Annotated in this window: 22 protein-coding genes; 5 read left to right on the plus strand and 17 right to left on the minus strand. The window is 44.1% G+C overall.

Annotated elements, in window-relative coordinates; all coding sequences use genetic code 11:
• Positions 1 to 212 precede the first annotated feature (212 nt).
• Entirely contained in the window at positions 213 to 1973 is a 1761-nt protein-coding gene (locus UYI_RS0129270; protein WP_016870246.1) for a serine/threonine-protein kinase, read from the plus strand.
• Positions 1974 to 2062: 89 nt separating this feature from the next.
• Here the strand turns inward: UYI_RS0129270 and UYI_RS0129275 are convergent, their stop codons facing one another.
• Complete coding sequence (locus tag UYI_RS0129275; RefSeq protein ID WP_071588894.1) at positions 2063 to 2389, minus strand: 30S ribosomal protein PSRP-3; 327 nt, start codon at positions 2387 to 2389, stop codon at positions 2063 to 2065.
• 48 nt (positions 2390 to 2437) lie between these two features.
• Here UYI_RS0129275 and UYI_RS37345 point away from each other — a divergent pair, with 48 nt between their 5' ends.
• Positions 2438 to 2650 carry a hypothetical protein gene (locus UYI_RS37345; RefSeq protein ID WP_157226413.1) on the plus strand — a complete coding sequence of 71 codons (213 nt, stop codon included), beginning with the start codon at positions 2438 to 2440 and terminating at the stop codon, positions 2648 to 2650.
• A 101-nt stretch (positions 2651 to 2751) separates the two neighbouring features.
• The gene (locus tag UYI_RS0129285; protein ID WP_026086252.1) at positions 2752 to 3528 is read left to right on the plus strand and encodes a TIGR01548 family HAD-type hydrolase; all 777 of its coding nucleotides are present in this window, start codon (positions 2752 to 2754) and stop codon (positions 3526 to 3528) included.
• 89 nt (positions 3529 to 3617) lie between these two features.
• Here the strand turns inward: UYI_RS0129285 and UYI_RS38470 are convergent, their stop codons facing one another.
• The 3 genes from UYI_RS38470 to UYI_RS0129295 all read right to left on the minus strand — a co-directional run bounded on the left by UYI_RS38470 (position 3618) and on the right by UYI_RS0129295 (position 5628).
• On the minus strand, positions 3618 to 3761 hold the full coding sequence (locus UYI_RS38470; RefSeq protein ID WP_016870250.1) for a hypothetical protein: 144 nt from the start codon (positions 3759 to 3761) through the stop codon (positions 3618 to 3620).
• A 252-nt stretch (positions 3762 to 4013) separates the two neighbouring features.
• On the minus strand, positions 4014 to 4160 hold the full coding sequence (locus UYI_RS37355; RefSeq protein ID WP_157226414.1) for a hypothetical protein: 147 nt from the start codon (positions 4158 to 4160) through the stop codon (positions 4014 to 4016).
• Positions 4161 to 4182: 22 nt separating this feature from the next.
• Positions 4183 to 5628, minus strand: coding sequence for a cytochrome ubiquinol oxidase subunit I (locus UYI_RS0129295; protein ID WP_016870251.1), 1446 nt, complete (start codon positions 5626 to 5628; stop codon positions 4183 to 4185).
• Between the two features lie 394 nt (positions 5629 to 6022).
• Between UYI_RS0129295 and UYI_RS0129300 the strand changes: the two genes are divergently transcribed.
• Positions 6023 to 6502, plus strand: coding sequence for a DUF4383 domain-containing protein (locus tag UYI_RS0129300; protein WP_026086253.1), 480 nt, complete (start codon positions 6023 to 6025; stop codon positions 6500 to 6502).
• 277 nt (positions 6503 to 6779) lie between these two features.
• Here the strand turns inward: UYI_RS0129300 and UYI_RS0129305 are convergent, their stop codons facing one another.
• From UYI_RS0129305 to UYI_RS0129325, 5 genes are all read right to left on the minus strand, one after another.
• A complete protein-coding gene (locus tag UYI_RS0129305) occupies positions 6780 to 7085 on the minus strand; it encodes a P-II family nitrogen regulator (protein WP_009756712.1) in 306 nt (101 codons plus the stop codon).
• Positions 7086 to 7246: 161 nt separating this feature from the next.
• Complete coding sequence (locus tag UYI_RS0129310; RefSeq protein WP_016870253.1) at positions 7247 to 7546, minus strand: RNA recognition motif domain-containing protein; 300 nt, start codon at positions 7544 to 7546, stop codon at positions 7247 to 7249.
• 254 nt (positions 7547 to 7800) lie between these two features.
• Positions 7801 to 8787, minus strand: a complete 987-nt coding sequence (locus tag UYI_RS0129315) for a zinc-dependent alcohol dehydrogenase family protein (protein ID WP_016870254.1) — start codon at positions 8785 to 8787, stop codon at positions 7801 to 7803.
• 258 nt (positions 8788 to 9045) lie between these two features.
• Positions 9046 to 9723: a carbonic anhydrase gene (locus tag UYI_RS0129320; protein WP_016870255.1), complete on the minus strand. Its 678-nt coding sequence runs from the start codon at positions 9721 to 9723 to the stop codon at positions 9046 to 9048.
• 209 nt (positions 9724 to 9932) lie between these two features.
• Positions 9933 to 11243 (minus strand): TldD/PmbA family protein, encoded by a 1311-nt coding sequence (locus UYI_RS0129325; RefSeq protein WP_016870256.1) that lies wholly within the window; start codon positions 11241 to 11243, stop codon positions 9933 to 9935.
• A 168-nt stretch (positions 11244 to 11411) separates the two neighbouring features.
• Between UYI_RS0129325 and UYI_RS36065 the strand changes: the two genes are divergently transcribed.
• A complete protein-coding gene (locus UYI_RS36065) occupies positions 11412 to 11627 on the plus strand; it encodes a hypothetical protein (protein WP_081589274.1) in 216 nt (71 codons plus the stop codon).
• 113 nt (positions 11628 to 11740) lie between these two features.
• Here the strand turns inward: UYI_RS36065 and UYI_RS0129330 are convergent, their stop codons facing one another.
• The 8 genes from UYI_RS0129330 to clpB form a co-directional block, all read right to left on the minus strand.
• Positions 11741 to 12607 (minus strand): Tab2/Atab2 family RNA-binding protein, encoded by an 867-nt coding sequence (locus tag UYI_RS0129330; RefSeq protein WP_016870257.1) that lies wholly within the window; start codon positions 12605 to 12607, stop codon positions 11741 to 11743.
• A gap of 182 nt (positions 12608 to 12789) precedes the next feature.
• Entirely contained in the window at positions 12790 to 13161 is a 372-nt protein-coding gene (locus UYI_RS40310) for a Tn3 family transposase (RefSeq protein WP_407636603.1), read from the minus strand.
• A 38-nt stretch (positions 13162 to 13199) separates the two neighbouring features.
• Complete coding sequence (locus UYI_RS0129335; protein ID WP_016870258.1) at positions 13200 to 13961, minus strand: PRC-barrel domain-containing protein; 762 nt, start codon at positions 13959 to 13961, stop codon at positions 13200 to 13202.
• 26 nt (positions 13962 to 13987) lie between these two features.
• On the minus strand, positions 13988 to 14149 hold the full coding sequence (locus UYI_RS38200) for a hypothetical protein (RefSeq protein WP_016870259.1): 162 nt from the start codon (positions 14147 to 14149) through the stop codon (positions 13988 to 13990).
• A gap of 14 nt (positions 14150 to 14163) precedes the next feature.
• Positions 14164 to 14712 (minus strand): phosphate-starvation-inducible PsiE family protein, encoded by a 549-nt coding sequence (locus UYI_RS0129345; RefSeq protein ID WP_026086254.1) that lies wholly within the window; start codon positions 14710 to 14712, stop codon positions 14164 to 14166.
• A gap of 21 nt (positions 14713 to 14733) precedes the next feature.
• Positions 14734 to 14970, minus strand: coding sequence for a DUF2905 family protein (locus tag UYI_RS0129350; RefSeq protein ID WP_016870261.1), 237 nt, complete (start codon positions 14968 to 14970; stop codon positions 14734 to 14736).
• An 8-nt stretch (positions 14971 to 14978) separates the two neighbouring features.
• A complete protein-coding gene (locus UYI_RS0129355) occupies positions 14979 to 15380 on the minus strand; it encodes a hypothetical protein (RefSeq protein ID WP_016870262.1) in 402 nt (133 codons plus the stop codon).
• A gap of 39 nt (positions 15381 to 15419) precedes the next feature.
• Positions 15420 to 18044: an ATP-dependent chaperone ClpB gene (gene clpB, locus UYI_RS0129360; protein ID WP_016870263.1), complete on the minus strand. Its 2625-nt coding sequence runs from the start codon at positions 18042 to 18044 to the stop codon at positions 15420 to 15422.
• Positions 18045 to 18054 lie beyond the last annotated feature (10 nt).

The following is an 18054-nucleotide window of genomic DNA, read 5'->3' on the forward strand; positions in this document are numbered from 1 at the left end:
TTCTTTGTCTACGCGTCTACGTGTCTACGGGTTCGTCAGTCGCTCATGGGGGACTCACCGGCCCCCCCACGACCGACAGGGAGGAGCCAGTGCGGTGGACGGGTTTCCCGGCATAAAGCACCTGGCGTTGGGGATTGGGGGAGGGACCCCCCTTGGGGCGCGCTGACTCACCACTAACCACTAACAGCCCTCACGTAAAATACCATTTATTCATGTCGGCTTATCTAAAAGACTGCTATCGCTTAATTAAACAAATAGGTCAAGGGGGATTTTGTCAAACTTTTCTCGCTGTAGATGAAGGTCAATCTCCCCCATTTTTTTGTGTTGTCCAACAATTTGCAAAACAAAGTTATACACCTGCAACTTTTGTAAAAAAAGCACAACGGCTAGAGGAATTGGGCAAACACTCACAAATTCCGTCATTAATAGCATACTTTGCAGCCAATGAACATTTTTATTTAGTACAAGAGTGGATTGAGGGTAAAAATTTATCTACTTTGGTAGAAGAACAGGGAGCTTTTAATGAAACTCAAATTTGGCAACTTTTAGAAAGTTTATTGACTGTAATTAAATTTATTAGCGATCGCAATGTTATTCACTGCGATATTAAACCAGAAAATATTATTCTCAAATCCTCCCCCAACTTCACAAACAGGAATCTATTTTTAGTTGATTTCAGTACAGCACAACTGCTACCAAATCAGCAAATCTCGACTGCAAAAAATTTAGGTAGTCCAGAATATGCTGCACCAGAACAAACTCAAGGGCGACCTGTTTTTGCTAGTGACCTTTACAGCTTGGGTGTAACTTGTATTTATTTACTAACTCATATTTCTCCTTTTGATTTATTCGATATTACAAATCATAGTTGGGTTTGGCAACAATATCTGACAATAAAAGTGAGCGATCGCTTGGTTAAAATCATTGATCAGCTGATAGAAACTGACACCAATCGTCGCTTCCAATCAGCTGATGAAGTCATGCAAGCGATGGGAATTCATTCCCCAATGCAAAATCTCAAATCGACAATCCACAATCCTCAATGGAAATGCTTACATACTCTGACTGGATATGTAGGTTTGCTAGGTAGTATAAACTCCATTGCCATTAGTCCCAACAATGATATTTTGGCTAGTGGTCATGATGATAAAACAATTAAATTGTGGAATTTAAACACCCATAAACTCATATCTACGTTAACTGGACATTCCCAAGCTGTGAAGTCAGTTGCTTTCAGTCCTAAGGGAAATACTTTGGCAACAGCAAGTGATGATAAAACTATCAAATTATGGAATCTGAACACCCTTGAGGAAATTTGTACTCTCTATGGACATTCAAGTCCTGTAAAATCAGTTGCTTTTAGCCTTGAAGGAATTTTGGCTAGTGGCAGCTGGGATAAAACAGTTAAACTTTGGAATATCACAACAGGTCAAGAAATTTCTACCTTGATTGGACATCAGTTACAGGTAAGTGCTGTCACATTTAGCCCTCAAAGTCAGCTACTTGCAAGTGCTAGTTTTGACAGGACAATTCGCCTCTGGGATTTGTCTTCCCTTGACACCCAAACACAGAAAAAATTTGAAAACTGCCCATGCTATAGCCTTTGTGGTCATGCGTGGGCAGTTTTGACAGTTGCTTTCAGTCCCGACGGTAAACTCTTGGCAACTGGTAGCGATGATAACACTATCAAATTGTGGAATGTAAATACTGGTCAGGTAATTCGCACACTACTAGGTCATTCATGGTCAGTTCTAGTAGTGGCTTTTAGCGGCGATGGGGAAATACTAATAAGTGGCAGTAGAGACAATACTGTCAAGCTTTGGAGAGTAAGTACAGGGGAAGAAATAGCTACTCTCACTGGTCATGTGGATTCAGTATCTGCCATTGCTGTTAACCCTGTTGCACAGCTAATTGTGAGTGGCAGCAGGGATAAAACTATCAAGCTATGGCAGCTTGTACAACAGCAAGGATGAAGTATGAAGGATGAAGGATGAAGTATGAAAGATGAAGTATTAATTTTAATCCTTCAGCATAGCTGCCTTCTTCTGCCTTTTGCCTTCTTCTAGGCGCTACCTGTGAAGGTAACATCAGGGAATTTCCCTTGTGCTTCTGACATCGGACGGTTTCTGCCTTCCTCTTGCCAGTAGTTGATAACTTCGGTAGCTTTATTGAGTAACTCTACCCGATCTACTTCAGAAATCCAGTGTTTTGACTCTAGCTCTTTTTTTAGTTCTTCCCAGGCATCATTTCTGGGCCAGAAAAAGTACTTTGTCAAAGGACTAGTACCTTTACCTACCACCTGATCAACCGCCAAGGCGACGTTCTCATCTAACCACAATATTTTCAAAATGAACTTGGACAATCGCACCTCCGGGAAATTTCCGGGCAATACTTTACTAATAACAGCGATCGCTTATTCTATCGCAATCCTTGCCGAGTGAACAAATTGAGTGGGAGATGGGGAGATGGGGAGATGGGGAGATGGGGAGGTGGGGAACTCACCGGCCCCCACGACCGACAGGGAGGAGCCAGTGCGGTGGACGGGTTTCCCGGCATAAAGCACCTGGCGTTGGGGATTAGGGGCAATGGGGAGGTGAGGAGTAATGTAGAGACGCCCTGTTTGAAGCGTCTGGGAGTGCGAGGAGTGTGAGGAGTGTGAGGAGTGTGAGGATTAGTGAACAACTACTAACTACTAACCACCAACCACTAACTACTAACCACCAACAAACAACAAACAACAAACAACAAACTATGAACACAATTGTTATTTTTGATATTGATGGTGTTGTGCGCGATGTGAGTGGTTCTTATCGTCGAGCGATCACGGATACTGTGGAGCATTTTACAGGAGAAGCCTATCGTCCTACACCAGTGGATATTGATCAGTTAAAGTCTGAAGGGATTTGGAATAATGATTGGGAGGCATCCCAAGAGTTAATCTACCGCTATTTTGAAGCTCAAGGACAGCCCCGTGAACAATTAAGATTGGACTACAAAAATATTGTTGCTTTTTTTCAAGCTCGCTACCGAGGTACAGACCCCGAAAATTTTACTGGGTATATTTGTGATGAACCTTTATTGTTAAGTCCTAGCTATCTCGAACAACTGACTTTAGCTGGTATTGCTTGGGGATTTTTTAGTGGTGCAACTCGTGCTTCTGCTAACTATGTTTTGCAAGGTCGTTTGGGTTTGCAATCTCCTGTATTAGTTGCGATGGAAGATGCACCTGGAAAACCAGACCCCACGGGTCTTTTTGCGACTGTTCGCTTGCTGGAGAATAATATTGACAAATCAGCAATAATAATATATTTAGGAGATACGGTAGCTGATATGTATACAGTAGAGAAAGCGCGAAATCTCCAACCTGAAAAAACTTGGATCGGTGTAGGGGTGTTACCACCACACGTACAAGAAACAGCAGCGCGGCGTGATGCTTATGCCCAGACACTACGGCAAGCAGGAGCAGCTCTAGTTTTGAATAATGTGCAGGAATTAACACCAGCAAAGATTCAGCAATTGTGTTATTAATCTGCTTGGTTTTTTCTCTGGTCTAAGATAATTCTGGATAGATGCATGAATTACTGGCTTAGTCCAGTTTCACTCCAATAATTAGGAGATTAACAAAATGCCTGCACTAAAATTGCCCGACGGGCCTCAGACACATCCATTAAATCTCTCGCTTCATTGCTATCCCCCTTGGAATCAAGTCCTTTGTAGCGATCGCCATTATGAGTGCGTGAATTAGTGAAATGAGTAAGCATTTTGGCATTTTGAGAAAGCAAACTGCGGTTTGCTTGCTAATTCTACTGAAATGAATACGCGATCTACTGAAATGAGAAAGCATTCAAGCATTTTGAGTAAGCAAACTGCGGTTTGCTTGCTAATTCTACTGAAATGAGAAAGCAATCAGGCATTTTGAGAAAGCATTTTGGCAAAATGAGAAAGCAATCTGCCATTTTGTTTATTGAAATCGACTTTGTTTGTTGTTTTGATGAAGTAACAAGTTATGGCGATCATGAAGAGAGGTGATCGCAAGCGTACTGCCCGTCAAAGCGTGGTTTTGCCGAAGTAGGTAAAGAGTGCGATCGCCTCCGCCTGGTTAAGCGATCACACCATGTTACTAAACTATAGGTAAAGTGCGATCGCTTTGGTGCAGCCATTTTTACCATACTGCCAAACTTCCTACTGTTGGGCTTCTACGGGGCGTTCATCGGGAACAAACTCTCCAGCAGCCGTGTCAATAGCTGGCTTGCTAACTTCAATTCCAGGTACAGGTAGATCAAAATTCGGGCCTCTACGCAGAATGCGACTACCAAAATAGATGTATGCGATCAGCAACAAAATATAAGTGACTGTAAAACCCGTGAGAGACACAAGGACATTACTAGCAGGAATATGCGAGGCAGAATCGACAGTGCGAATTTGTCCATATAGTGTCCACGGTTGGCGTCCAACGCAGCGCACAATCCAACCTGTATCGATCGCAATAAATCCCAGAGGCGCTGCAAACATCCAGGCACGCATCAGCCAGCGCTGCTGGGTAATCTTCTCCTGGGAAAGTTTACCTAGTAGCCAGTAAAAAACACTACCAAACATTAATCCGACTAAGAGAAAACCAATACCAACCATCGTCCGGAAAGAATAGTATACCACCCCTACCAAGCGTGGACGATCCTCTGGTTTCCACTCCTTTAAACCCAGCACTGGCTCAGATAACTTTTCTTTGAATTCTAAAATATATCCCAGTGCATTGGGAATAACTATTTCCCAATCGTTTTTCTCTGCTTGGTTATTTGGTAACGCCAGAAGACTCCAATTGGCAGACTGTCCACCCGGAATGGTGTTCCATTGTGCCTCCATTGCTGCCAGTTTTGCAGGTTGATAGTGGTAGACTTGTTCAGCACTTAAATGTCCTACATAAATTTGTAGGGGAGCGATCACAATCACCGCTGCCAAGGCAAGTTTAAAGGATTTAGAAAAGAAGGCTGGATGGCGATTCTTAAGAATATACCAGGCACTAATACCACCCACCACAAACAGAGATGTTTCTAGTGTTGCCAAGAACATATGCAGAACACTTTTCGCCATGAACGGGTTAGCGATCACCTGAAAGTAATCGTGAACCACAAACTTACCATTGACCATCTCTCCACCTGCTGGGGTTTGCATCCAGGAACTTGCCGTTAAAATCCAAACCGTGGATAGGTTAGCACCGATCGCCACTAGAATCGTGGAGAGATAGTGAATTGCGGGATTGACACGTTCCCAGCCAAATAACATGATTCCCAGAAACGCGGCTTCTAGCATAAATGCCCAAGATGCTTCAAACCCGATGATGCTGCCAAAAAAATTACCAACCGCTTCTGAAAAAGGGGCCCAGTTAGTGCCAAACTGAAATTCCATGGGAATGCCTGTTGCGACACCAACGCCGAAGTTGAGAGCATACAGTTTAGCCCAAAAGCGAGCATGATAATAATATTCGGGATTACGGGTTTTCAACCACAATCCTTCGATAATGACTAAATAAATCCCCACCCCTGTTGTCAGTGTAGGCCAAAGCATATGAATACAAGCTGTCAGCGCAAACTGCATACGTGACAGTACAACGGTATCAGATAAAAATTCCATGATTACATCACCAAGTCCATAAACCCGATCGCGGCTGCTTGTGAGGTAGCAGCGTATCCGTTGGTACAATTTCTCATCAGACTATCGCTATCTATCTTTCTCAACATAAGTAAGCTGAAGCAAAAGCAGATTCATCTATCGTTGGACTCATTGCTAAATTGTATACAGCTTTACAGTGGCATAGTAGATTAATTTTGCAACTTCTAAAACCTGATCCTGGCATAGAAATAAAGACACCGATTGGCAATTTTCAATCCCTCCTTTTGATAGAGAAAAATCAAATGTATTTGAGTTGAATGGAAAGTATTACAAAAGCGAGGCAGAAGTACGTAGAGGCAAAGCAGCCTCCAAAGATTCATACCACAGGTTTACTGCACAAATTAGGGGTAATAAAATGGAAAACATTAACGCGGCAAAAATGACAGAGCGTTACTGTGCTTTAACTATCGGGATTCTCTATCTCATTCTAGGTCTGGCTGGATTTATACCAGCTTTTGTTTCATTACCAGGAACAACAGCATCTTATGTTCCTGCTGATGTTGCTCCTGGAGCTTATTCTGCGGGATTTGGTTACATATTTGGACTTTTTCCCACTAACTTCTTGCATAACCTTGTACGCTGTGCAGTAGGTTTGTTAGGGATTGCTTGCTATACCAGTGCCACCAGTGCGCGACTTTTCAACGCCACTTTTGCAGTTGCTTATATTATCATCGCCATCATGGGATTACTGCCTTTTGGTAAGACGATGTTTGGCTTAATGCCTCTGTTCGGTAACAATGTTTGGCTCAATGCCATAGCTGCGATCGCTGCTGGTTATTATGGGTTGCTCATTCCTAAGAAAGTAGCGGGTGCTAGTGCATCCCATAATGTTTAACATTTTCCCATTCTCTGAGAGTAAGCCAGGATTTTGGTTATTGCTCAAGCTATGCCAAAACGGCATTGAGTTAGGTCGAGGGAGATATATTTCCCCTCGACCTAACTCGATACCAAGTTGATATTTAAAGATTACTCTGATTAACACTAAAGAAAGCATTTATTAGAGCAAAATTTATCGTGTGATGTCCCTGAATATAACACTTAAGCTATCTGATCTGATTTGAATTTTGCGAAGACAACATATCTATAAAAACTGCCGTAGAAAGAAAAGTTAATCAATAGAAAGCTTCTATATTGTGTCGAAAAGCGATTAAGGCGTGCTTCCCCTGTTCCTGTTTTAGGGCACAAAGGATCGCATCAGATGCTTCTAATGAAACTATTGTCTTAATTTCAATATTTGTGTTGTAGCCTGCTAAGTCTGCCAAGCGTCTTCCGTGACCACCTTCACCCTGCACTTGACTAATGGTGTAGCCGCTTACATTATGGCTTTTTAGTAGTTTAACAATACGGTCTTTAAGCACCGTTTCACCAATGATGGTGATTAAAACAGCAGGTTCTAAGAGAGTGCCTGAGTCTGACATGAAGAACTCCAGAGATTAGGTTTTGGCTGAGAAAGCTTAAATTTTCGCTGCCCAGTCCAGCTTCTGTATTAAAAAGGCTCAAGCATTTCTGCCTAAGCCGGTACTGAATGCTATTAATGTGCTACATATTGAGTCAGCTTCAAAAGCTAAATCGATAAAGCTTAGTAGCGGTTACGTCCGCCGTAGTTTCGGCGACCACCACCAAATGAACCTCTATCTTCTTTGGGTTTAGCCTTATTAACTTTAAGGTCACGTCCCATCCACTCAGCACCATCAAGTGCTTCAATTGCAGCGGTTTCTTCTGCATCTGTACCCATTTCCACAAAACCAAAACCGCGTACACGACCTGTTTCACGGTCAGTAGGTAGCTGAACCCGCTTCACAGAACCATATTCTGCAAAAACAGCATTCAGACTATCTTCTGTAACTTCATAAGAAAGATTGCCTACATAAACTGACATAGATTTTCTCCAAAATCATAAGGATGTAGAGATTTAAGTTTCGGAGAAAAGTCTGTAAATACCAAAAGGAAAAAGCCTGTCAATACTAAAAACAAACGCGGTCGCCGAATTAACTCTCAACTATTAGTATGACATAGCCAGCAATAATCACAAGTTTTTTTGTAAAAACCGTTATATAAAGTTACAGGAACCATTTATAGCTAAGTACCCACATGAAATTCTTCTACTTGTTCTTTTGCTGCTTCTACACCCGCCTAATCAACTACCAATACAGCCGAGCCTTCGATTTTACCACTGCGAAGGGCGTCTAAAGCCTCGTTTGCTTCACTTAAGTTAAATAAATTCACCTCTGTCTGAATGGGAACTTTGGGTGCTAAGGCGAGAAATTCTTCTCCGTCTTGGCGAGTTAAATTAGCTACTGAACGCAAAACTCTTTCTTCCCAAAGAATTTCGTAGGGGAAAGCGGGAATATCACTCATGTGAATACCAGCACAAACTACCACACCGCCTTTAGCAACTGCACGCAAAGCAGCAGGTACTAATTTACCTATAGGGGCAAAAATAATTGCTGCATCTAATGGTTCTGGGGGTAACTCATCAGAACCACCTGCCCAAACAGCACCCAACTGATGGGCAAATTCTTGTCCCTGGGTATCGCCAGAACGGGTAAAGGCAAAGACTTGACGCCCTTGATAACGCGCCAGTTGAATTAACATATGGGCAGCAGAACCGAAACCATAAAAACCGAGTTTTTCAGCCTCGCCAGTCATTCTATAGGCACGGTAGCCAATCAACCCACCACATAACAATGGTGCGGCTTGCAAGTCGGGATAACCTTCGGGAATGGCAAAGCAAAAGCGGTGGTCGGCGACGGTATACTCAGCATAGCCGCCATCTAAGTTGTAACCTGTGAATTCGGCATAATCACAAAGATTTTCCCGTCCGGAAACACAGTAACGACAGCGATCACAAGTGTAGCCTAACCAAGGAACACCAACGCGATCGCCCACATGAAATTTTTCTACTCGTTCTCCTACTGCTTCTACAATACCCACAATTTGATGTCCGGGTATTAAAGGTAGTTTTGGGTGTGTTAGTTCTCCATCTACAATATGCAAATCTGTACGACAAACAGCGCAAGCACGAATGCGAATTAGTACCTGTTGTGGATGAGGTTTTGGCACAGGTAAGTTAACTAATCGCAGAGGTTGACGCGGCGCTTCTAACAGCATTGCACGCATAAGCAATGATTACTCATTCATTATCTTTTAATGTAGCTAGTACTCGACCACATAAGTTTTGAGGAGTTGCGAGGGGTTAGATCCCCGACTTCTTCAAGAAGTCGGAGATCTGGCCAACCTATCAAAATCAATGTGGCGAAATACTAGTAAGGCAGAGGGCAGAAGGCAGAAATATAAGTTTACATACTTCTGTTGATTTGCACCTTCCTACTTAAATATAGTGTCTAAAATCACCGCAAAGGTAGCAATAAATAAGAATTATGATTCTGAATATACACCAATCAGAGGATTTGGTACAGGAAAGGGCCGGTTGTCTAAAAGTTTAAATTTACCAGTATTAGCATCGTAAGCAAAAACCTCTCCACTTTCTATTTCATAAATCCAAGCGTGAAGAGTCAGTTGACCACTATGCAATTTTGAGCGAATTGCTGGATATGTCTCTAAATTTTCTATTTGAGTTAAAACGTTTTGCTCAATAGCAATTTTTAATAATTTATCACTTGGGTAATCTGGATAATTGTCTAAGACTATACGGCGAGTTGGCTCAGCATATTGCTTTAACCAGTCATAAACTAAAGGCATTTGTTGAGCTAAATTGCCTATTTGCAATAGTCCTTTCATGGCGCCACAGTGGGAATGACCACAAACAACAATATCTTTGATTCCCAAAGCTTCAACAGCATATTCTATGCCTGCTGCTTCCCCACTTTTGGGTGTTCCATAGGCAGGAATAATATTACCAACATTACGGATGACAAATAATTCTCCAGGTTGACTTTGAGTGATTAAACAAGGGTCAATCCGCGAATCAGAACAAGTGATGAATAGAACTTCCGGGTTTTGGCCATGAGACAACTGTTCAAACAACTCACGATGTGCAATGAAATAGTTGTCATGAAACTCATTTAAACCTGTGATGATGCGTTTGATTGGCACAGTTAGATTCCTCTCACCAAAAATATATTCAGTCTATAGCTTCACAATTCTTAACCACTTTTCCGCACAGAAAGTTGACACTACTTGAAATATCGTTTCCCCTATCCCTATACGAGTGTCTCTAGTGAGTTTATTTAATGGGCAATCAACTTGGCATCAGCAACAATACTGGTTGAAAAGTTGAATGTCTACGCTTGGACTTAAAAAATTCAATTACTTCTACCAGTTGTAGATAGTCCTTCCACAATTAAAGAAGGAGTGTAACAAGAACCATTCCAATCAGTATCACTACCTAGTTTTGCTAATTGTTTGAGTGCAGTATAAACATTACCTGCCACCATCGTATCCTTTACGCGTCCTATTACCTGACCATTTTGGACACGATAGCCTAAGTCTACGTTGATTGAAAAATCACCAGAAATGCCACTACTACCCAACATTTGATCCACAATTAAGCCATCATTGAGTAACTCAATCAATTCTGGGAGTGATCCCGAACCCGGTTGAATGAGAAAATTGAATAAACCAGGGGTGGGGTAACTACCTAAACTAGGACGAAAACCATTACCTGTGGAAAAAATACCAAGTTGACTAGCAGTGGCACGATCGCAGTAAAAATTTTGTAATTCTCCGTTTTGGATAAACACCATAGGTTGAGTCGGAGTGCCTTCGTCGTCAAAAGGGCAACTATAAGGCCCTGCTTGGGGATCTTGGTAAAGGGTAAGGGAGGGAGAAACTACTAACTTACCAATGCGTTCTGTCCAAGGGGAAGCCCCTTCCAAGACACGTTTGGCATTCAAGGCAGCTTGCACAGTACCCCAAAGCATATCAGCGGCTTTAGAAGTAAATAGAACTGGGACACGACCATGAGGTGGTGGAACATTTTCTTTTGCCCAAGCCAGACGCTGTAAAATTTGTTGAGCAAGTTTTTGCGGTTGCAGGTTGCCGCGTTCGGTTTCACCATCAGAAACACTCAAAATGTCATCTCCCCGTACCCATTCAGCTGAGATATAGCAACTGAGAGTAGTGTCAGTGTAGTAGCAATCTAGACCTTTGGTATTCACAAGTCTAGTAGTTTCCACATCACATTCCCAGTCGCCATTGCAAAGAACTTCTGGGTAAACGTCACGAATGAGGGCGATCGTTTCTTTGCCCCACTCGACTAACTTTTCTACTGGTACATCTTGGCCTAAATCTGGATAAGAGGGCTGGAAGTTACTGTTTAATTCCAAGGTTTCGGGTTGATTTAGCTGACTGAGAGACAAGGCACGTTCTACTAAAGCTTGTGGTTCCACAACTCCATAGGCTACTGCCAGTCCCGGACGCCCGTTGTACCACAGCCTTAATGCTGTACCTTCAGCTTGGCTAGTTTCTAGCTGCTTGAGACGGTTGGCCTCAAAAAATACTGGGCGAGAAAGCGATCGCGACTGATACACTTCAGCAGTTTCTGCTCCGGATTTTAACGCTAATTCCAGCAGCTGTTCTGGAAGTGTATCTTTTGGTAACTTTTTAGACACCATAATTTGTACTGGCAGTGAGTTAGGAGTGGGAGGTGGGGAGGTGGGGAACTCGGGGCCCCCACTCCCCCAAGGGAGTGGGGATTAGGGGCAGTGGGGAGGTGGGGGGAGTATGAGGAGTGTGAGGGGTGGAAAAATAACCACTAACCACTAACCAAGTGTAGAGACGCGATGTTCCTCGCGTCTCTACCTACTAACCCTACCCTTACCTTAAGCCACTACCCTGCCTTAAGCCGCTACCTGCGGAAGCCGCTTCGCGTCTACGTGTCTACGGGTTCGTCAGTCGCTCATGGGGGACTCACCGGCCCCCACGACCGACAGGGAGGAGCCAGTGCGGTGGACGGGTTTCCCGGCATAAAGCACCTGGCGTTGGGGATTGGGGGCTAGGGGTCCCCTTTGGGGTTGGGGGAGGGACCCCCCTTGGGGCGCGCTGACTCACCACTAACTACTAACAACCAACCAGCAACCACTAACCAACATTAACTATTCCCCAATTCACTTTAGGACAGATTGATCTCACACAACAGCCAAAACCCTGCAAAAGATTCTGATTGGGGATCAGACTGTACCCCGATAAAATGTACTCCGTTTGCTTGTTGCTTGGCTTGTTCAAAGTTTCTAGCTTCTGCCAAAATTTGCGGGTTTTTGAGATTGGCTAAAATCCAACTTTCTGTAGCACCTGTTTCTAGAAGCAATCTTCCTCCCTGTGGACTGTCGTCAAATCTTAACCAAGCTAAATCTAACCCAGACATCCAACCTGCTAGAGGTAAGGCTCTAGGTGAGAAAATTAAAATACCAGGAATGCTAGTTTCCGGAGAAACTTGTGCTAATTCCAAGGGAAATCCTTCTCCAAAATCAATTTCCCAGTCAGGCATATCCGCAAATTCCGAACCTAGCAAAGTAACAAATCCCCACTGTTGCCATTCCAAAGCATCTGGTAAGCGTTGAGGTAAAGGTGCTTCCAAACGTACCGAGGGATTTACCCCACCCTGATACCCTGGTTCTTGTGGATACACTTGTTCTATCCGCTGCTGCAACCATTGATTCAATACCAAAGTCCGACGGCTTGGCTGTGCTGGAATACCAATATCACCACACGCCTTGGTAATCATATTATTCATCTGGCGACGGAAAAAGCGAATTTTAATCGGCGCTTCTCCTGCTTTGTCTATTGCCTCTTGTAAAGCTGTCCGCAGCCATACGGAGTTTACTTGGGTACTGGGACAATACTGAGCATAACGAAACAAAGAATCAACTTTTGTGCGCGTATCCAAAGGGCTTTCGCACACCAGAACTTCCCAAACTTTTTTCTGATTTTCGTCCAAAATTGGACGGGAGTAAAAATCAAGTTCCCAAATACTGCCCATGTGATGCCGTTAAAATTTGGCTACTTTTTTCTATATCTTCATCATACGAGCCTATGTGTAGCATCGGGGCAAGGGCTAAGATGTTGTGAATACGACGTGAAGCCAACATAGGTGTAAAAAGCTGCACTCCGGGTCTATAAACGATTGCTATGCCAAGGTTTTAGCGATTTTGACTCTTCTTTTTATAAGGCTGTCCACTTGAGTGACACAACTAACTCCCTACAGTGAGTGCAACTCGTCTGCAACTGCATACCGCACAGATAACAAAAATTAGCCCTAACTTGACTCCAGAGAGGGTCAGCCGCCGTCTCAGGAGTCCAGCACCGGGGACAAAAATTGGGGTCATCGTGCCAAAACGGGAAACTGCGATCGCGCTTATTTAACCCACTGGCTCGTAGACATTGCTCCTCAAAGGAACGATCACACACTTCGCCCAAACGGTGAAAGAACATCGCTCTGGACAAAGAATGTTTTAATTTTCCCTTATTCAGTTCCGTCGTCGCCCTACGACGCAGCCCGAAAATATTCCGCCGCGTTCGATAGAGTGATTTGATTCTGCATTCTGGTGAGCCTGCTGCGGATAATACTTACTTCAAGATGAATGAGTTAATCGCTTCCAAGCCGAATCGATCGCTTGTTTCATCCGTTTTCCAGTATAGCTGAGGCTATGCTGGAAGTCCTCCCATTTATCTTGCAAAAATTCACTGGCTTCTTCTAAGGCATTTTTGTCATGTCGTCCCGATTGACCTAGTTCATCCCGTACTTCTTTGATTTTGACGCGGACAACTTCGGGTTTATCCTGGGGTGAAAGGAGTTTTGCCAAGCGATCGCCCATTTTCTTCACCAGATTCTTCACCTGTTGCGATTTCTCACTCAGAAACCCTTTCAGTCCTTCGGATTCACTCTTGAGCCGATTTTTAGCATCCTCTTTGATAACGACAACCTCTGCATCAATCGCTTCTACGTCCTCAGGAAATAAAACTGCCCGACCACCAAAGGGTGCTGCAATCTCACCGCCTAAAATGTAAGCCGCAATATCCCCCGTTTCCCAATCAAAGAGAAAATCTTCTACCCAACCCAAGGGAGTACTCAACGAGGGCGTGCGGATAGCCATCTGATGGAGACGGCGTAGGGATGGCGGTGGCGTAAACGCTAATTCTGAGTAGGTCAGTAAGGCATCAGGGCCGATCATAGCCACTTGCTCAAAGGGCGTATAGCCTGCATCGCTAGCAAAGTAGACGACTCGACCACTATCATCGACCCAAACTTCTTCCACGCTGCCATAGCGGGTGGCCGTGCTACTATCCATTGCCATTAAACCAACAATTTGACTCCGACGAATGACGTTAAACATCTTTAATTCCTCCTCAAAATCCATAATCAGGTTAACAACAGGGCAAATAATCCGCACAGGGCAAAACCAGAAGAAAAGCCCAGTTTGGCAACAGCCACTTCAACGTCTGTAGTGATCGCCAGCCAGATAAAGGGAAAAATAACTAAGAAAAGTAAAAATAGTAACAGTGTAACCGGAAGATAGATCATCTCAATTAGGTTCACTAAAAGGGATATTGCTCGATAGATGGCGGACGACGGCGCAATTGAAAGTGCTGATTGTCGGATAGATCTTGAGTGCTTGGTTGCGAGAGATGTTCATTTCTTGTAGTTGCAATTGCCTCAAATCGCTGAAACATCCAGACTCGCAAATATAATAATCCACCTAAAACTACTAAAAAAGCACAGACTCCTAATAGGCGATCAATAGGAATATCCACTACTCCCTGTAAAATCACTTCCCGCAATGCCGACACTAGGGAAACTTCCACGGCTGCTCCAATGGAAATCCGCTGTTCTTGGAGGTAGATAATTAACAGGCGAAAGATTTCTACCAGGATAAGAACAAACAAAATATCAGACGTGATGGCTTGAAAGTTAATCGGTTGCAACAGAGAAAGAAACATTTCACCCAACCGAATCAACATGACGCAAAACAAACCAATACATAGAGATACCACAATAAAATTCTGGAAAAATTCCAGATTATGCACGATGGTGTCTCTTTCAAACCATAATTTCCAGCCTTGGTTCGGCGAGGATGGATATTTCATAGCCGTAGGAAGGTGCGAAAATTAGCGACTGGTCATAAATTTTCCTAGCCAGAGGAAAGCACTTAAGCCAAGGCTCAAGAGAAGGCCAGTGGTCAAGGGGAAGTAGAAGGTAAAATGCTCATTTTGCACCAAAATATCTCCTGGTAAACGACCAAGGGGGATGTGTTTCAATGTTCCACCACTGAGCCAGAGCAAACCTCCTAGCAACAGGATGCCAGCACCAAGAACGACTAGTGTTTTTCCAATTTCCGCAATCATAGTCGTACCTAGGAATCAGAAGACTTGGGTTGGGTTAGAGCATTCCACGCGGCTTTGGCTGCTTCGGTCAAGCGATCGCCCAAACGTTGAATTTCGTCGGTGATAGACTGCCAATTTTTCTGAGCTTCTTGCTGGATTAGTTGCACTGATTGTTCTAGGTGATCGGGATCGATCAATTTTGTTTCTTCAATTGTTTCTCTAGCACGCCGCACAGCCGTTAGATAGGCTTCGCGAGTCAGGTCTTGTGCGGTATGAATTTCAGACTGGGCGCGTTTTTTGATGGCTTCGATCAGCGCCTTGGTTTCTTGCTTGATGTCTGCATTTTGCCCTGCCATTTCTTGTTCAACCAGAGCATCAGTTTCTGGACTAATTGTAATGGGAGCGGATGATCCAGGGTTGCTGTTAGTCATAATCAGATTCCTCCTAATATTTGTATGGGCTTGAGAATGCTAGGAAGTACTAACGAGTTCAGAAGATAAACGCTTAAAGACTAGTCGCTCATTTTCTACACCAACGTAAATGGTGTCGCCTTCGTGGAATTCTCCGCGTAAAATTGCCTTGGCAATGGGTGTTTCCAGTTCTCTTTGAATGGCTCGTTTTAGGGGACGTGCACCATACACTGGATCGTAGCCAACCTGAGCCAACCAATCGAGGGCTTCGTCAGAAAGTTTCAGCGCTAGTTTGCGTTCAACCAGTCGCTGTTCTAATCGCTGAACTTGCAGTTTCACAATTTCGCGCAATTGTTCCGATTGCAGACTGTGGAAGATAATAATTTCGTCAATCCGATTGAGAAATTCTGGACGGAAATTCGCTCGCATTGCTTCCATAACGCGATCGCGCATTTCTTCGTATTTACTATCATCACCTGCCACATCCAAAATGTATTGCGAGCCGATATTGCTGGTCATGATAATGACTGTATTTTTGAAATCGACTGTCCGTCCTTGGGCATCGGTCAGACGACCATCATCCAGAATTTGCAGCATGACGTTAAACACATCCGGATGCGCCTTTTCGATTTCATCAAAAAGAATCACCGCGTAGGGACGACGGCGAATCGCTTCGGTTAGCTGTCCACCTTCGTCATACCCCACATAGCCCGGAGGCGCACCAATCAACCGAGAAACCGTATGTTTCTCCATATACTCGGACATATCGATCCGTACCATCGCCTCTTCTGTATCAAACAAATAGGCTGCTAGAGCCTTAGCCAACTCTGTTTTACCCACCCCAGTTGGACCCAAGAAGATAAAGCTAGCAATCGGGCGATTGGGATCGGCAAGCCCAGCACGGGAACGCTGAATGGCATCCGCAACGGCGGTAACCGCTTCATCCTGACCAATAACGCGCTTGTGTAATTCCTCTTCTAAATGTAGGAGTTTTTGCATTTCGGATTCCACCAATTTACTCACCGGAATGCCCGTCCATTTGGAAATAATTTCGGCAATATCCGCTTCAGTGACTTCTTCCCGCAGCATGGATTTGCTGCTAGTTTGAGTTTCGCTGAGGCGGGTTTCCGCAGCTTGCAATTGCCGTTGCAGATCGGTGAGTTTGCCGTATTTTAATTCTGCGGCTCGGTTGAGATCATAATCTCGTTCCGCCTGTTGAATTTCAATATTAACGCGATCGATTTCTTCTTTGAGTTTTTGGATTTGATCGATGATTTGTTTTTCTGCCTGCCATTGGGCGTTCAGCGCAGATTGTTGCTCCTTGAGATCTGATAGTTCTTTTTCCAATCGTTCCAAGCGCTCCTTAGAAGCACTATCGGTTTCCTTCTGCAAGGACAAGCGCTCCATCTCTAACTGTAAAATTTTGCGATCAATTTCGTCCAGTTCCTCTGGCTTCGAGGTAATTTCCATCTTCAGTTTGGCAGCCGCTTCATCGACCAAATCAATCGCTTTGTCTGGCAGAAAGCGATCGCTAATATAGCGAGTAGACAATACAGCTGCTGCTACCAGGGCGTTATCAGAAATTTTCACACCGTGGTGTAATTCATAGCGCTCTTTCAGTCCCCGGAGAATGGAAATAGTATCTTCAATGCTGGGTTGATCAACATAGACTTGCTGGAAACGACGCTCTAAGGCAGCATCTTTTTCAATATATTTGCGATATTCATCCAACGTAGTAGCACCAATGCAGCGCAGTTCCCCCCGCGCCAGTAGAGGCTTGAGCAAATTCCCCGCATCCATTGCCCCCTGGGTGGCTCCAGCTCCCACTACAGTGTGAATTTCGTCGATAAACAGAATGATGTGTCCCTGTGCTTCCTGGACTTCCTTCAGTACGGCTTTCAGTCGTTCTTCAAACTCTCCTCGATACTTGGCTCCGGCAATTAAAGCGCCCATATCCAGAGCGATCAAGGTGCGATCGCGCAATGATTCTGGTACATCCCCACTGACAATGCGCTGGGCGAGTCCTTCCACAATCGCTGTTTTACCCACACCCGGTTCACCAATCAGCACAGGATTATTCTTGGTGCGGCGAGACAAGATTTGAATCGTGCGACGAATCTCGTCATCCCGTCCAATCACCGGATCGAGTTTCCCTTCTCGTGCTAATTTGGTTAAATCCCGTCCATATTTTTCCAGGGATTCATACTTGCCTTCCGGATTTTGATCGGTCACTTTTTGACTGCCTCGAATTTGTTCAATCGTGGTACGGAGTTTCTGTTCGTTGAGTCCCAATTCTTGAAATAACGTTTTACCAAAGCGATCGTCCTTGGCAAACGCCAGCACTAAATGTTCAATGGAAATATATTCATCCCCAAAGTTTTTACGATACTGTTCTGCCCGATCCAGTAATGTGTCCAAGCTGCGCCCCAAATAAACAGAGCCGCTACTGCCACCCGATACTTTGGGCTGACGGTTGATGAAGTCATGGGTGCGATCGCGCAGGATCTGAACATTCATCCCTGCTTTATTAAAAATAGAACTAGCTAGTCCTTCCTGTTCCAGAAGACTCCGCATTAAATGTTCGCTTTCAATTTGCTGATGTTGAAATTGTTTGGCGATTTCTGGCGTCCGAACGATCGCTTCCCAGGCTTTTTCAGTAAATTGGTTGGGGTTAGTCGGTTGCATATTTGAATCC

The organism is Fischerella muscicola PCC 7414 (assembly GCF_000317205.1).
GTDB classification, from domain to species: Bacteria; Cyanobacteriota; Cyanobacteriia; order Cyanobacteriales; family Nostocaceae; genus Fischerella; species Fischerella muscicola.